The 14786-nt window shown below is 64.1% G+C and carries 13 protein-coding genes; 9 read left to right on the forward strand and 4 right to left on the reverse strand.

Annotation, left to right across the window (positions count from 1 at the left end):
• Nucleotides 1–79: 79 nt before the first annotated feature.
• The 6 genes from mihF (at nucleotide 80) to LFT47_RS11260 (ending at nucleotide 6159) form a co-directional block, all read left to right on the forward strand.
• Complete coding sequence (gene mihF, locus LFT47_RS11235; protein ID WP_236810734.1) at nucleotides 80–406, forward strand: integration host factor, actinobacterial type; 327 nt, start codon at nucleotides 80–82, stop codon at nucleotides 404–406.
• Between the two features lie 39 nt (nucleotides 407–445).
• Complete coding sequence (gene gmk / locus LFT47_RS11240; protein ID WP_236810736.1) at nucleotides 446–1018, forward strand: guanylate kinase; 573 nt, start codon at nucleotides 446–448, stop codon at nucleotides 1016–1018.
• Nucleotides 1019–1057: 39 nt separating this feature from the next.
• A complete protein-coding gene (gene rpoZ, locus LFT47_RS11245; RefSeq protein ID WP_028267125.1) occupies nucleotides 1058–1318 on the forward strand; it encodes a DNA-directed RNA polymerase subunit omega in 261 nt (86 codons plus the stop codon).
• 27 nt (nucleotides 1319–1345) lie between these two features.
• Nucleotides 1346–2593: a bifunctional phosphopantothenoylcysteine decarboxylase/phosphopantothenate--cysteine ligase CoaBC gene (gene coaBC / locus LFT47_RS11250; protein ID WP_236810738.1), complete on the forward strand. Its 1248-nt coding sequence runs from the start codon at nucleotides 1346–1348 to the stop codon at nucleotides 2591–2593.
• Nucleotides 2594–2685: 92 nt separating this feature from the next.
• Nucleotides 2686–3915: a methionine adenosyltransferase gene (gene metK / locus LFT47_RS11255; protein ID WP_234754218.1), complete on the forward strand. Its 1230-nt coding sequence runs from the start codon at nucleotides 2686–2688 to the stop codon at nucleotides 3913–3915.
• A gap of 102 nt (nucleotides 3916–4017) precedes the next feature.
• Nucleotides 4018–6159: a primosomal protein N' gene (locus LFT47_RS11260; protein WP_442863388.1), complete on the forward strand. Its 2142-nt coding sequence runs from the start codon at nucleotides 4018–4020 to the stop codon at nucleotides 6157–6159.
• Here LFT47_RS11260 and LFT47_RS11265 read toward each other — a convergent pair.
• Genes LFT47_RS11265 through LFT47_RS11280 form a run of 4 tightly spaced genes read right to left on the reverse strand, consistent with a single transcriptional unit; the run spans nucleotide 6156 to nucleotide 10094 of the window.
• On the reverse strand, nucleotides 6156–7241 hold the full coding sequence (locus LFT47_RS11265; protein ID WP_236810740.1) for a glycosyltransferase family 4 protein: 1086 nt from the start codon (nucleotides 7239–7241) through the stop codon (nucleotides 6156–6158). The two genes, LFT47_RS11260 and LFT47_RS11265, sit on opposite strands and share 4 nt — an antisense overlap.
• On the reverse strand, nucleotides 7238–8185 hold the full coding sequence (locus tag LFT47_RS11270; protein ID WP_236810742.1) for an alpha/beta fold hydrolase: 948 nt from the start codon (nucleotides 8183–8185) through the stop codon (nucleotides 7238–7240). Before LFT47_RS11270 ends, LFT47_RS11265 begins: the two co-directional genes overlap by 4 nt.
• A gap of 10 nt (nucleotides 8186–8195) precedes the next feature.
• On the reverse strand, nucleotides 8196–9077 hold the full coding sequence (locus LFT47_RS11275; RefSeq protein WP_236810743.1) for an aldo/keto reductase: 882 nt from the start codon (nucleotides 9075–9077) through the stop codon (nucleotides 8196–8198).
• 54 nt (nucleotides 9078–9131) lie between these two features.
• On the reverse strand, nucleotides 9132–10094 hold the full coding sequence (locus LFT47_RS11280) for a sugar-binding transcriptional regulator (RefSeq protein ID WP_236810744.1): 963 nt from the start codon (nucleotides 10092–10094) through the stop codon (nucleotides 9132–9134).
• Nucleotides 10095–10161: 67 nt separating this feature from the next.
• Between LFT47_RS11280 and LFT47_RS11285 the strand changes: the two genes are divergently transcribed.
• From LFT47_RS11285 to glpK, 3 genes are all read left to right on the forward strand, one after another.
• Complete coding sequence (locus LFT47_RS11285; RefSeq protein WP_442863389.1) at nucleotides 10162–12033, forward strand: glycerol-3-phosphate dehydrogenase/oxidase; 1872 nt, start codon at nucleotides 10162–10164, stop codon at nucleotides 12031–12033.
• A gap of 174 nt (nucleotides 12034–12207) precedes the next feature.
• Entirely contained in the window at nucleotides 12208–12957 is a 750-nt protein-coding gene (locus LFT47_RS11290) for an MIP/aquaporin family protein (protein WP_236810746.1), read from the forward strand.
• A gap of 58 nt (nucleotides 12958–13015) precedes the next feature.
• Nucleotides 13016–14530, forward strand: a complete 1515-nt coding sequence (gene glpK / locus LFT47_RS11295) for a glycerol kinase GlpK (RefSeq protein ID WP_236810751.1) — start codon at nucleotides 13016–13018, stop codon at nucleotides 14528–14530.
• Nucleotides 14531–14786 lie beyond the last annotated feature (256 nt).

Raw genomic sequence — 14786 nt, forward strand, 5'->3', positions numbered from 1 at the left:
CTCCACACTGACCACGCGATAGCTTCGGGATCAGTCCAATCCGCTACGCACTCGATGCCGGCCAAAGGGGGATGTGTCAGTGACCTTAAAGGCTCTGTCGCCAGAGGAACGTTCCGATGCCTTGGAGAAGGCCGCGAGAGCCCGGGCACGGCGGGCTCTCGCGAAGGAACAGCTCAGGACGGGCGAACTCAGCTTCGCCCGGCTGATCAAGTCGGCACAGACTGACGAGGCCATCGCCCGCATGCGTGTTTCCGAGCTCATCGAGGCTGTTCCTGGCATCGGCCCGGTCCGGGCAGCGGCCATCATGACGGAGATCGGGATCGCCGCTTCCCGCAGGCTCAGGGGCTTGGGAATTCACCAGTCCCGGTCGCTGATAGATTTTATGGAAGACAAATACGGCGTTTAAAACGAATACAGCGTTTATAGCCTCTCCACGAAGGACGATGTGAGCAAGAATCCGGGACTGACCGTCCTCGCAGGCCCCACTGCCGTTGGCAAGGGAACAGTATCCACGTATATCCGGGACAATTACCCCGAGGTCTGGCTGTCGGTTTCAGCCACCACCCGCGCGCCGCGGCCGGGGGAGAAGGACGGCGTCCACTACTACTTCAAGTCCGCCGAAGAATTCGACGCACTCGTTGAGGACGGCCAGTTGCTTGAGTGGGCCGTGGTCCACGGAAGGAACCGCTACGGCACGCTGCGCAGCACGGTGGACGCCGCCATCGCCGAAGGCAGGTCCGTGCTGTTGGAAATCGATTTGCAGGGCGCCCGCCAAGTCAAGGCGGCAGTTCCGGACGCCAACTTCGTGTTCCTTGCTCCGCCCAGCTGGGACGAAATGGTCCGCCGTCTGGTGGGACGCGGCACCGAAACCCCGGAGGAACAGCAGCAACGGCTGGAAACCGCTAAACTGGAACTTGCCGCTGAACCGGAGTTTGACCACACCGTCATCAATGACGACGTACGCCGGGCAGCGGACGAGCTTGTTTCACTCATGGGGCTTACCCCGCACCAGCGCTAAGCGCTAGCACTTGTCAGCCCGTTAGAATTTGGAGAATTCGTGTCCACGAACCTTGAAGGCATCATCAACCCGCCGATCGACGAGCTGCTTGCTGCTGCCGATTCAAAGTACGGCTTGGTGATTTTCGGCGCCAAGCGCGCGCGCCAGATCAACGCGTACTACGCTCAGCTGCACGAGGGCCTCTTCGAATACGTTGGCCCGCTGGTCGACACGAAGCTGAACGAGAAGTCGCTCTCCATCGCCCTGCGCGAGATCAACGAAGGCCTGCTGGTTTCCACTCCGATCGAGCCCGCAGAGTAAATCAGACTGCCTGTTGACGGAGGTCACGTGCGCATAGTCCTCGGAGTCGGGGGAGGGATCGCAGCCTACAAGGTTGCATCGCTCCTCCGGCTTTTTACTGAAGCCGGACACAACGTCACGGTCATTCCCACGGAAGCGGCCACCCGCTTTGTCGGCGTGGCTACGTGGGAGGCCCTCTCGGGCAATCCGGTGAGCAACAGCGTCTTTGACGACGTCGAGAAGGTCAACCACGTCCGTCTCGGGCATGAGGCGGACCTCATCGTGGTCGCCCCGGCAACTGCGGACCTGCTGGCCAAGGCAGCAACCGGCCAAGCCGGGGATTTGCTGACCAACACACTCCTCATGGCACACGGTCCGGTGCTTTTCGCTCCGGCAATGCACACCGAAATGTGGCACAACCAAGCCACCCAGGCGAATGTGGAAACACTGCGCAGCCGGGGCATCACCGTCCTGGAACCGGCAGTGGGCCGGTTGACGGGCGCGGACTCCGGGCCAGGCAGGCTGCCCGAGCCGGAAGCGATCTTCGCGGCCGCCATGGCTTTGGTCGACGCATCCTCGCCTTCAAACCTGCATCCTGGCCCGAAACCCCTGGCCGGGCGCACCATCACGATTTCCGCCGGCGGCACCAGGGAAGCCCTGGATCCGGTCCGTTTCCTGGGGAACAGGTCTTCCGGCAAGCAGGGTGTTGCACTTGCCGCCGCGGCGCTTGACGCAGGCGCCCATGTCAGGTTCCTTGCAGCCCACATGGAGGTCCAGGCACCCGCGGGCGTCGAACTGATCCAGGTTGAATCCGCTTTGGAGCTCCGTGATGCCGCGCTGGAAGCGGCCGTCGGCTCCGACGTCGTGATCATGGCCGCGGCCGTCGCGGATTTCCGCCCCGCCGAAGTTTCGCACACGAAAATCAAGAAGGTCAACGGCAACGATGCCCCCGTGGTGCGCCTCGTGCAGAACCCGGACATCCTGCATGAGCTGGTGGTGCGCCGCGACGCTGAGGCATCCACGCAGTTGATCATCGGGTTTGCAGCCGAAACCGGAGACGAGGACGGCAACGTCCTGGAGCACGCCACGGCCAAGCTCAAACGCAAAGGCTGCGACCTTTTGGTGGTCAATCAGGTCGGCGTCGGGCGCGTGTTCGGCCAGGACCAGAATTCTGTGATCATTCTCTCCGGCCATGGCGCGGTGCCGCAGTCCGCGGCAGGTTCCAAATCCGACGTCGCCGCCGCTGTGATTGACCGCATCAGCACGGAACTGAGCCGCGTACACCCGGCCACGTAGGCGCCGGGTGAGATGCATTCCTTAGCTGGTCCATCCTTAGCATAGGGACATACGGCGGAAGCCGGTCGCCCCCAACCGAGTAAGGTAGTCGAGTGACTTTACCGCTGCACCATGAATCCCACGGCATCCCGTCCAAGCTCCGGCTCTTCACCTCGGAGTCTGTTACGGAAGGGCACCCGGACAAGATCTGCGACCAGATCAGCGATGCCATCCTCGATGCGCTCTTGGCGGCAGACCCCGAGTCGCGCGTGGCTGTTGAAACCATGGCCACCACCGGATTGGTGCACGTAGCCGGCGAAGTCACCACTGATGCGTATGTCGAAATTCCGCAGATCGTCCGCGAGACCATCCTCGGCATCGGTTACGACTCGTCCGCCAACGGCTTCGACGGCGCCCGTTGCGGCGTGTCTGTCTCCATCGGACAGCAGTCCAACGACATCGCCGGCGGCGTCTTCAATTCGCTCGAAGCCCGCGAAGGGCGCCAGGAGGACGACTACGACCTCCAGGGCGCCGGTGACCAGGGCATCATGTTCGGCTACGCGAGCGATGAGACCCCGTCCTACATGCCGACGCCGATTTGGCTGGCCCATCGGCTCTCCGAGCGTCTCACCGAAGTCCGCAAGAGCGGCGAGCTGGCCTACTTGCGCCCTGACGGCAAGACCCAGGTCACGGTCGGGTACGACCGCGACCGTCCGGTTTCCGTTGAAACGGTGGTCATCTCCAGCCAGCACGCCGAAGGGACCCACCTGGATCGCCTGCGCGCCGATCTCGCCTCCCATGTGATCGAGCCCGTCCTGGCTGTGTCCAACCTGGACATCTCCCACGTCGCGAACATCCTGAACCCGGCCGGTGCCTTCGTCATCGGCGGTCCTGTCGGCGACGCCGGGCTGACAGGCCGAAAGATCATCGTCGACACGTATGGCGGCATGGCCCGGCACGGCGGCGGTGCCTTCTCCGGCAAGGATCCGTCGAAGGTGGACCGTTCGGCGGCCTACGCGATGCGTTGGGTAGCGAAGAACGTCGTAGCCGCAGGCCTGGCCAAGCGGGCCGAAATCCAGATCGCCTACGCGATCGGCCAGGCGCGTCCGGTGGGCACCTACGTGGAAACCTTTGGTACCGAGACTGTTGACCCGGCCAAGATCAGCGAAGCGATTGCGGAGATCTTCGACCTCCGTCCGCGCGCCATCATCGACGCCCTCGACCTCAAGCGCCCCATCTACGCAAAGACGGCGGCGCATGGCCACTTCGGCCGCGACGAGCCGGATTTCACGTGGGAACGACTGGACCGCGTGGACGAATTGAAGGAATTCTTCAACGCCTGACTTGGCTGCGCCAGCCGGCATCCGATGGGCCAGAGCCGGAATTGTCTGTGGTGCCTGCTTGGATTGCACCAAGGCATCCGGCACTCCAGGGAGGTGACAAGCATGAGCGATGGTTCGCTGCTTCCGTTTGCCATGGCGTCGTCATCGCCATCCCATCAGCCGTCTTTGTTGCAAGGGTTCCCTTCGCGCGGGACCGACGCCGGGGGGCCACCGCTCGCGGCGAGCAATCCCGTGGCACGGGTCCTGATCGAATCATCCTTGCCGCACCTAGACAGGCCTTTCGACTACAGCGTCCCGGCCGAGCTGGATGGAACGGCTCTCGCAGGCGTCCGGGTCAAGGTCCGCTTCAGCGGTCAGGAACTCAACGGCTATGTCCTGGAGCGCATGGAATCGTCGGAGGCCGGACATGCCCTGACTCCGCTCCTCAAGGTGGTTTCGGCCGTTCCGGTACTGACTCCGGCGTTGCTGGAGCTTGCCTCCAGCGTCGCGGCCCGCTATGCCGGGACGCTCAGCGATGTCCTCCGCACCGCCATTCCGCCCCGCGTCGCGCGCCTGGAGAAGCAGTTCCTGTCCGGCGATTCCCTCCTGGACGAGCCGGACGAACCGGACGGGCCGGAGGAGCGCTCCGCTCCGCAGGGCTCCGGTACGCGGGCGCAAGCGGCGTGGGCTTCCTATGCCAACGGGACGCCTTACCTGCAACACCTCGCCGGGGGTGGCTCACCCCGTGCCGTCTTGACTGCGACACAGGGTTTTGGAATCGCCGGCTGGCCCGAGCTTGTGGCGTCTGCGGTGGCGGCAGTCCGCTCGTCAGGGCGGGGCGCCGTCGTCGTCGTTCCCGACTACCGCGATCTGGACCGCCTGGAGGCGGCGCTGCGCGCTGTCCTGCCGTCAGGCGACGTCGCGCGGCTGACGGCCGACGACGGCCCGACCCCGCGGTACCGGAGCTACCTCCGGCTCCTCAGCGGCGCCGCGAAGGTGGCAGTCGGCACCCGCTCCGCAGCTTACGCTCCGGTGCAGGACCTGGGACTGGTGGTGTGCTGGGACGACGGCGACGACCTCCACATTGACCAGCGCGCCCCTTACGCCCACACCCGGGAAGTCCTGCTTTTGCGTTCGGAACAGGAATCGGCGGCATGCCTCATGGCTGCGCATAGCCGCAGCACCGAGCTTCAGCGGCTTGTCGAGAGCGGCTGGGCGGTGCCCGTGGAAGCACCCCGGCCGGTGGTCCGCGCCAGCACGCCGCGGGTGCTCAATACGGCTGACAGCTTCGAGCAGGAACGCGACCCGCTGGCAAGGATTGCACGATTGCCCGGCGCCGCTTGGCGGGCGGCCAAAGAGGGACTGGAACGCGGACCCGTCCTGGTGCAGGTGGCCCGGGCCGGCTACGCCCCATCCCTTGTCTGCGAGGATTGCCGGGAAACCGCAAGATGCAACAACTGCCAGGGACCCCTCGCAATCGCCGGTCAATCGGCCCTGCCGCAGTGCCGCTGGTGCTCCACCCCGGCCCCGGAATGGCGTTGCCGGCATTGCGGCGGAGGCCGACTCCGCAGGGGGGCGGCCGGTGTACTGAGGACCGCGGAAGAACTGGGCAGGGCTTTTCCCGGCAAGGCCGTCGTGACGTCTTCGGGGGACCAGGTCAAAGCCACGGTATCCGATGCCCGTGCCCTCGTGGTCGCGACTGTGGGCGCTGAACCGGTAGCCAGCGGGGGCTACGCGGCGGCGCTGCTCTTGGATGGAAATTCGCTCCTGCGCAGGGAAAACCTGCGCGCCGGTGAGGACACCGTACGGCGGTGGTTCAACGCGGCGGCCCTCGTACGGGGCGCGAACGAAGGCGGACTCGTAGTCATCACTGCCGACGACACCACCGCGACGGGCGCGTTATTGCGCTGGGACCCTGCGGGATATGCTTCCCGCGAGCTGGCACTCCGGCAGGAACTCCAGTTGCCGCCAGCAGTCCGGATCGCCTCAGTGACAGGCAAGCGGGCCGACGTCGTGCACTTCACCGAAAGCCTGGCCGAAACTATCCAGCTGCGCACCGCGGGCCCCGCGCCGGTCTCCCTCACGCTGTCTGCGCAGCGCGCGGGAGAACAGGAACGCGATCCGGACGTCCGGACACTGATCTTCATTCCCTATGTACAAGCGGTTGAGGCCACGCGTTCCATGCGGGCCGTCAAAGCCGCCACTGCGGCAAAGCGCACCTCGGGACCCGTCCAACTGCGGCTCGACGGCGTCGACGTCCTCTAGCGCCGCTTACGGCCGCGCATCGCAACGATCTCTTCGGCCACAGCCAGCAGTTGGCGCGCCGACTCGTCCCAATTGAAATCAGCCGCGCGTTCCACGGAGCGGCGTGAGCGCGCCTGCCACAATTCCGCATCTTCAAGGGCTTTGACTGCCGCGGCGAATTCGCCCGGCGATTCGGCATGCACATAGCTCACGGCGTCCCCGCCGACCTCACGGAAAATGGGAGTGTCACTGGCGATCACGGGAGTGCCAAGTGCCATCGCCTCGACCAGGGGCAGCCCGTAGCCTTCCGCTTTGGACAGGCTGACGAGGGCGGTGGCCCGGAGCAGGAGGGAATCGTATTCGGCATCCGTGACGCCGTTGTGGAACTCGACCTTCGCGCCCGGCGGCACCAGAGGCTCCAGCTCGGCACGGCGCTCGGGGGTGATCCGGCTAAGCAGGTGCAGGGTGAATCCGGGCAATTCGGCCATTCCCTGGATCATGGTTTCCACATTTTTGTAGGGCATGAACGAGCCCATGTAGAGCAGGGACTTCTCGGCGCCGGCTGTGGGATCGCGCGGCGTCTGGCCTGGCTGAGGTGCGTTGCCTACGATCCGGACCGGGCGGCGGGTCAAGTTGAACTTCGTCATCAGCGACTCGGTGGTGTGGCTGATCGTGGCAACGATATCGGCCCGGTTGAGAAGCAAGCGCTGCGGCCAGTAGGCCTTGTGGTAAAGCCGCCAGAGCAACCGCACCGGTGCGGGCAGGAAGCCGGGAGGGGCCGGGTGCTCGTAGTAGATGAGGTCGTGCAGGGTCAGGACCAGCCCGTACTTGCGGCCCCAGGTACCCATGGTCTGCATCGGGCAAACCACGACGTCGGCCCCGAGCTTGTTGACTTCGCGCGCCACGAACAGTTCACGGGGGGACAGCGGGCTGGTGATGTGAACGTAGGGGACATCCGGGAGGAGCGCCAACTGACGCTTGTCGCTGATGAGCATCGTGACGTCCGCGATCTTGGATGTCGCCGCTATGAGGCTCGATCCGTAGCGGCTGATCCCGTCATGATGGTCCGTGCGGGTGAAGCGGGCATCGATGACGATTTTCACGCGGGGTGTTCCTCCAGGAAGCTGCGGATGGCGGCGGCGGCCGGAGCCGGCGTCTCGTAGTGGATCAAGTGCCCGACGTCGGGAATCACTTCCAGCGCCCCGTCCGGCAGCAGCTCCAACAACTTGTGCTGGTCCCGGAGCAGGGCGATCTCGTCCTTCTCGCCGGCTACCAACAACACGGGAAGGTCCAACTGCGCGGCGACCTCGGCCACATGGCTGGACACCGAAGCCCGGAAAGACTCCAGGAGGCTCGCACGGTCGGCGAACGCCGAGAAGTACGCATCGTGCTGGCCATGGACGAAGGCCCGCAGTTCCTTGTCCCGGGTCTTGGCCATCGCGGCGCTCATGACGCGGACAATGAGGCGGCTGCGCAGGACGGCGAGACCCAGCCGGCGCGGGAGCTTGGCGGAGACCTGGTAGTACAGGACTGCCAGCTTGGTCATGAGGCCTTTGGGACCCTCCAGCGCGGGAGCGGCGATGGGATTGACCAGGATCAGCGGACGGATGGCTCCCGGGTTCGCGGCGGCGAAGTGGCTGGCGACAATGGATCCGAACGAGTGCCCCAGGAGAACCGTATCCGCTCCAAGACCCAGTGCCGCCATGAACCCGGTGATGAACTTCCCGTAGCGTTCCACGGTGTGGGGGTCTCCGGCGAAAGGCTCCGAGCTGCCAAAGCCGGGAAGGTCGGGCATGATGACACGCATTTCCGGCAGGTGGTCCACGACGCGGAGCAGGCCGTGGTGATCGCCGCGGAAACCGTGGATGACCAGTATGGTCCGGGTATCCGCGGTCACCGTGACCGGTTCGTAGCACCAATAGGCGACGTTGCTGCCGTCGAGGTCGATGTCCGAGGCGCTTGTCCGGGCGGCCAAGGCCTTGCTGAAGAACTCCCGTGGGGAGGTTGGTGCGGGTTCGGGGGAGTGGTTGGTGTCCACTTGTTCCATTCGGCAGGTCCTAGTTGACGTTGTCCGGGTGGGACCCGGTGCGGTGGTGGCGTTCGAGGGCGGCCAAGCCATCCATGTCATCGGCGTCCAGCTCGAAGCCGAAGACATCGAAGTTCTCCTGGATGCGTGCCGCTTTGCTCGCTTTCGGGATGACGATATTTCCCAGTTGGAGGTGCCAGCGGATGATGATTTGGGCAGGCGTCTTTCCATATTTGTCCGCGAGGGCCCGGACTGCCGGATCCTGGAGGACCTGGCCGCGGCCCAAAGGGCTCCACGCTTCCGTGCGAATGCGCAACTGCTCGTGGAGGGTGCGGAGCCGGGTCTGCTGCAACCATGGGTGCAGTTCAATCTGGTTCACCGCCGGAACCACTTCGGCTTTTTGCATGAGCGTTTCGAGGTGGTCCGGCTGGAAGTTGGAGACGCCGATCGCACGCACCCGGCCTTCGCGGTACAGGGTTTCCATCGCGCGGTAACTTTCCTGGAACAAACCGCGCCCGGCGCAGGGCCAGTGGATCAGGTACAGGTCGACGTAGTCGAGGCCGAGATTGGCCATCGAGGAATCGAAGGCGCGGAGCGTGGAGTCGTAGCCCTGGTCGTCGTTCCAGAGCTTCGTGGTGACAAAGACATCTTCGCGGGAGAGGCCGTGGGTGCCTTCCCCGGAGCCTCCCGTGTTGCTGTCCACTCCGGGCGGGGGAATGACCGCACTACCTATGCCCCGGCCGACCCCGGTCTCGTTGCCATACATGGCGGCTGTATCGAAGTGCCTGTAGCCGGCGCCCAGCGCAGTGGCGACCAAAGACGTGGCGTCCGCCGGCGGCACCTTGTAAAGCCCGAACCCCAACTGGTCAATCAAGACACCGTTGTTGAGACTGAGCCTAGGCGAGGGTTTCATAGCCAAGACTCTACCTACCTCGATGCCGGGAATGTTTCAGGGTCCTTCAATTATTCAGGATGGGCTGCCGAAACTGACGAGGCGCTTCGCCGTTGCCTCGTCCAGGATCAGATCTGTGGCCAGCCTCGCTTCCAGCGCTCCGCGCAGCCCGTTGATCTTGGATGCGCCCGAGACGACGCAGATGCGGCGGCGGACCTGCCTTAGTTGCTCGTGGCTTGGGCCGGTGGACCTCTCGTTGAGGGTAATGCCGTCGGAAGAGCCGTCGGCGCGGAAGAAGACGGTCGCAACATCGCCCACGACATCCGAGCTGGCAAGCAGGTTCAGGTCCGTTTCGTCGAGGTAGCCGCCGGCGTAGACGTGGCTGGGATAGTCCGAATGCACTGAACCGACACCGAAGATGGCGATGCTCATCCTCGCTTGGAGATCGAGCACGCGTTGGACGCTGCGCTCATTCCACATGGCGGTCTTCGTGGAAGCATGGTCGAAGAAAGCGGGTACAGGGAACTGTTCCACCCGCGCACCATAGGCGATGCCGAAACGGCGCATGATGTCGCTCGCGTAGGTGATGCCGGTGGTCTGCATGTTGCCGGCGCCGTTGAGCTGAACGATAGTGCTGCCGTGCGTGATCTTGCGGGTCAGGTGCCTGCTGACCGCGCTGATGGTCGCACCCCACGCCACTCCGATGATGGCATTGGAATCCACCAGGGGACCAATGGTCCGTGCGGCTTGCGTCGCCACCCGGTCAAGGGTTTCCGCTTCGTTCAAGGTGTCGAGGACGGGCACCACATGCACATCGACGCCGTAGTGGTTGCGGATCATGCGCTCCAGTTCAGGGGCGGAATCCAGCGGACTGCGGATCTGGATCTGGACCAATCCCGACTCGCGGGCCGAGGACAGCAACCGGGAGACCGTTGAACGCGAGGTCCGAAGCTCGCGGGCAATAGCGTCCATCGTGAGGTCCTGGAGGTAGTACATCTGTGCTGCCCGAAGGGCCTCCGAATGTCGTGATCGTGGCATCTCAATTCCGTTCTGCACGTTTGTGCAAGTAGCTTGATTTCATTTTCCATTCCTTCGAAGAATAGTTATGCAAGGTGCGACGTCAAGTGATGCAACGCACACACCAAAGCCCAAGGGAGCAGTTTTGGGATACACCAGCAATTCCGGTTCCGCAGCAGGATCACCACGTCGGACGTCAGTTTCGGCACTCCGCGAACGGCCGCAGGCCCAGGTGCTGATCATCGGAGGCGGCATCAACGGTGTCGGAACCTTCCGCGATCTGGCACTGCAGGGCGTAGACGTCGCCCTCGTGGAACGCGGCGATTACTGCCAGGGCGCCAGCGGTGCCTCGTCCCACATGATCCACGGCGGCATCCGCTACCTCGAGAACGGGGAGTTCCGCCTCGTTCGGGAATCGGTGGTCGAGCGCAACCGGCTTCTGAAGATCGCTCCCCACTACGTCAAGCCCCTTCAGACGACCATTCCCATCTTCAGTACCTTCTCCGGGATACTTTCCGCCCCCACACGCTTCCTCACGCACAAGCAAGGCAAGCCGAAGGAACGCGGCGCCTTCCTCATCAAGCTCGGACTGAGCATGTACGACTTCTTCTCCCGCGACGGCGGCAGCGTCCCCCGCCATCAGTTCCGCGGCAGAGAGAAGGCCCTGGCTGAGTTGCCACGGTTGCACCCCGGGATCAAATATGCAGCCACCTACTTTGACGCGTCCGTGCACAACCCGGAGCGCCTGACGCTCGATGTGCTGCAGGACGGCGAAAAGGCGGGCATCGGGAGTGGCTCGCCGGGCGGCAGCGCCCGGGCCAGCAACTACGTCTCCCTAGTTTCGAAGGGCTCCGCTGCCGAGTCAGCCGGCGCTGTTTTGCTGCGCGATGAACTCACGGGCGAGGAATTCAGCTTCCAGGCCGACGTGATCGTCAACACCACCGGCGCCTGGGTCGACCTCACCAATGAGGCAATGGGTGCAGCGAGCCGTCTCATGGGAGGAACCAAGGGTTCCCACATTGTCCTGGACCATCCGGAATTGCTCGCAGCATGCGGCGGCCGTGAGATCTTCTTCGAACACACGGACGGGCGGATCGTGCTGATCTACCCGATGGGCGACCGCGTTCTGGTGGGCACCACCGACGTCGAGGCCGACATGGCCCAGGATGCCGTGTGCACCGAAGCCGAGATTGACTACTTCTTCGACCTCGTCGGCCACGTCTTCCCCTCCATCAAGGTTGAGCGCAGCCATATCGTCTACAGCTTCGCCGGCGTCCGTCCGCTTCCGCGCCACGACGACACCCAGCCGGGCTTCGTATCCCGCGACTACCGCATCGAGCGAAGCGAACAGCACGCCTTCGGTGCTGCGGCCGCCGGTGACTTGACCGCCGCGGGCGGGAAGGCCGCCGTCGTACTTTCATTGATCGGCGGAAAGTGGACCACTTTCCGGGCCCTCGCCGAACACCTGAGCAACGACGTTCTGCGCGAGCTGGGCATGGAGCGGAAGACCTCGACGGCGAAGCTCGCGATCGGAGGCGGCCTGGGCTTCCCGGACAGCGAAGACGGAATCCAGGACTGGGTCAAGAAGCACATGGCTCCCGGTCTTGGTGCCGATCGGGTCAGCGGCTTGCTGACCCGCTACGGCACCCGCGCCGAGGACGTCATCGCCTACCTCAAGGCAGGCGATGACCGGAAACTGCGCTCCACGAACGAGCTCAGCGTCCGGGAGCTCGAATTCATGGCGGTCAACGAACAGATCGGACACCTCGTGGATGTCCTCATCCGCCGCACCTCGCTGGCCTTCCGGGGCCTCGTGACCGGGGAGCTCTTGAACGAGATCGCCGAAGTCCTCACCACGCAGCTTGGTTGGGATTCAGCGAAGCGTGAAGCCGAAATCCAGCACGCGCAGGAGGTGCTTCTGCGTTTTCATGGCGTGACTGTTCACAGCCTCGTCGCATGAACGTAATGTACGTCACATCAGCTTGATTGTTCCGGCCCAGAAGCCTGGACACAAGGGTTGCGGTGTTCCGCTCCTTAAGGGAAGACCGCAACCGGGACGGCGCTCACAGACGCCGGCCCAACGGCCCCAACAAAACCTGCAGGGCTGACAACAGAAGAAAATGAGGAGTCAAAGATGTCTCTCGGAATTGTTTTCCTTTCCGAAGTGTTCGGAACCGGCATGCTTACCCTGCTTGGGTGTGGCGTTGTGGCAAACGTCGCGCTCAAGGGCACGAAGGGTAACAACGGCGGCTTCCTGATGGTGAATTTTGGCTGGGGCATCGCAGTATTCGCCGGCGTATACGTAGCGGCTATGTCGGGTGCGCACCTGAATCCGGCGGTCACGCTTGGTCTCCTGGTTGACGGCAAGGCCGAGTTCGCCCCGGGGGTGGCCGTGAGTGCGGCATCCACGTTCACCTACTTCGGTGGAGAACTGCTCGGCGCCTTCCTCGGCGCCATCTTCGCGTGGCTTGCCCACAAGCAGCACTTCGACGCCGAGCCATTGGCAGCCAGCAAGCTCGCCGTCTTCTCCACGGGACCGGCCATCCGCTCATACCCCTGGAACCTTGTCACCGAGATCATCGGCACGTTTGTGCTGGTGTTCGTGATCCTGACCTTCGGCGGCACCCCTTCCGGCCTGGGCCCGCTCGCGGTGGCATTGCTCGTCGTCGGCATCGGCGCCTCCCTTGGCGGACCGACCGGCTACGCGATCAACCCTGCCCGTGACCTCGGACCGCGTATCGCCCACGCTATTCTGCCGATCAAGGGCAAGGGCTCCAGCGACTGGGCCTACTCCTGGGTTCCGATCGTCGGCCCGCTCCTGGGCGGGACCATCGCCGGACTCGTCGCCCACTCCATACCGATCATGGCAACCGTCGCCAAGTAGTAAGCCGCTCATCACCTATCCCGCATCCACACCAAAGCAAGCAGACAAGGACGTCAAAATGTCGCAATACGTCATCGCCATTGACCAGGGAACCACCAGCTCGCGTGCCATCGTGTTCGATCACTCAGGCAACATTGTCTCCACCGGCCAGATGGAGCACGAGCAGATCTTTCCCCAGGCCGGTTGGGTAGAGCACAACCCAGTGGAGATCTGGGACAACGTCAGGGAGGTCGTCGGATCTGCGTTGTCCAAGGCCAACCTGACCCGGCACGACATCGCTGCCGTCGGCATCACCAACCAACGCGAAACCGCCGTTGTGTGGGACAAGAACACGGGCGAGCCCATCTACAACGCGATCGTCTGGCAGGACACGCGCACCCAGTCCATCGTGGACGAACTGGGCCAGGACGGTGGCCCCGAGCGGTTCAAGCAAAAGGTCGGCCTGCCCTTGGCGACCTACTTCTCCGGCACCAAGATCAAGTGGATCCTGGACAACGTCGAAGGTGCGCGGGCCAAGGCTGAAGCCGGGGACCTTATCTTCGGCAACACCGACTGCTGGGTCCTGTGGAACCTGACAGGCGGCGTCGACGGCGGCGTACACGCCACGGACGTCACCAACGCCTCACGCACCATGTTCATGGACCTCGACACCTTGCAATGGGACCAGGAAATCCTGGACGCGTTCGGTGTTCCGTTGTCGATGATGCCCGCCATCAAGTCCTCCTCCGAGGTCTACGGCACGGTCCACACCTCGCAGCTGCTGCGCGAAGTGCCCGTCGCAGGCATCCTGGGCGACCAGCAGGCAGCAACCTTCGGCCAGGCGGCGTTCCAGGCGGGCGAAGCCAAGAACACCTACGGCACCGGCTGCTTCCTGATCTTCAACACGGGCGAAGAAATCGTCCACTCGAAGAACGGCCTGCTGACCACCCTCGGCTACAAGCTGGGCGACGCCAAACCGCACTACGCACTGGAAGGATCCATCGCTGTCACGGGCTCACTGATCCAGTGGCTCCGCGACAACCTCGGCCTGATCAGCTCCGCTCCCGAAGTGGAGTCACTGGCGGCCGGCGTCGCGGACAACGGCGGCGTCTACATCGTGCCCGCGTTCTCCGGCCTGTTCGCCCCGTACTGGCGCGCCGACGCCCGTGGGGCCATCGTTGGCCTGACCCGTTTTGCCAATAAGGGCCACATCGCCCGCGCGGCCCTGGAGGCCACCGCCTTCCAGACGCGCGAAGTGCTCGACGCCGTCAACGCGGACTCGGGCGTTCCGCTGACCGAGTTGAAGGTCGACGGCGGCATGGTCGCCAATGAGGCGCTCATGCAGTTCCAGGCCGACATCCTGGGCGTGCCCGTGGTCCGTCCGAAGGTCGTGGAAACCACGGCCCTCGGTGCCGCCTACGCGGCCGGACTCGCCGTCGGCTTCTGGAAGGACCTCGGCGAACTCAGCTCAAACTGGGGCGAGGACAAGCGCTGGGAGCCGCAGCTTCCGGCCGAAGAGCAGGAGCGGCAGATGCGGCTGTGGAAGAAGGCCGTGACCAAGTCCATGGATTGGGTGGACGAGGACGTTAAGTAGCTCCGGCCTCTCCTAAGGTCCCGCCTCGCCCCGAAAAGGGGCCGGTAACTCCCGCCCGCCCGCTTCGCGGTGCCCACCACACCATGGCGGGGAGTCACCGGCCCCTTTTCTCTGTGCCCCAACCCACCGACCGTCCAGTGTTACTTGGGACAATGAACAGGGTAAGGTGGCTTTATGCGTGCGATCCTTCTGCTTAGCTAGCCGCCCGGTTTACGTCGATTTAGACCATCGCGAACCGAGCGGCCGCCCCTCCTTG

Source organism: Arthrobacter sp. FW306-2-2C-D06B (assembly GCF_021789175.1).
Classification (GTDB): domain Bacteria; phylum Actinomycetota; class Actinomycetes; order Actinomycetales; family Micrococcaceae; genus Arthrobacter.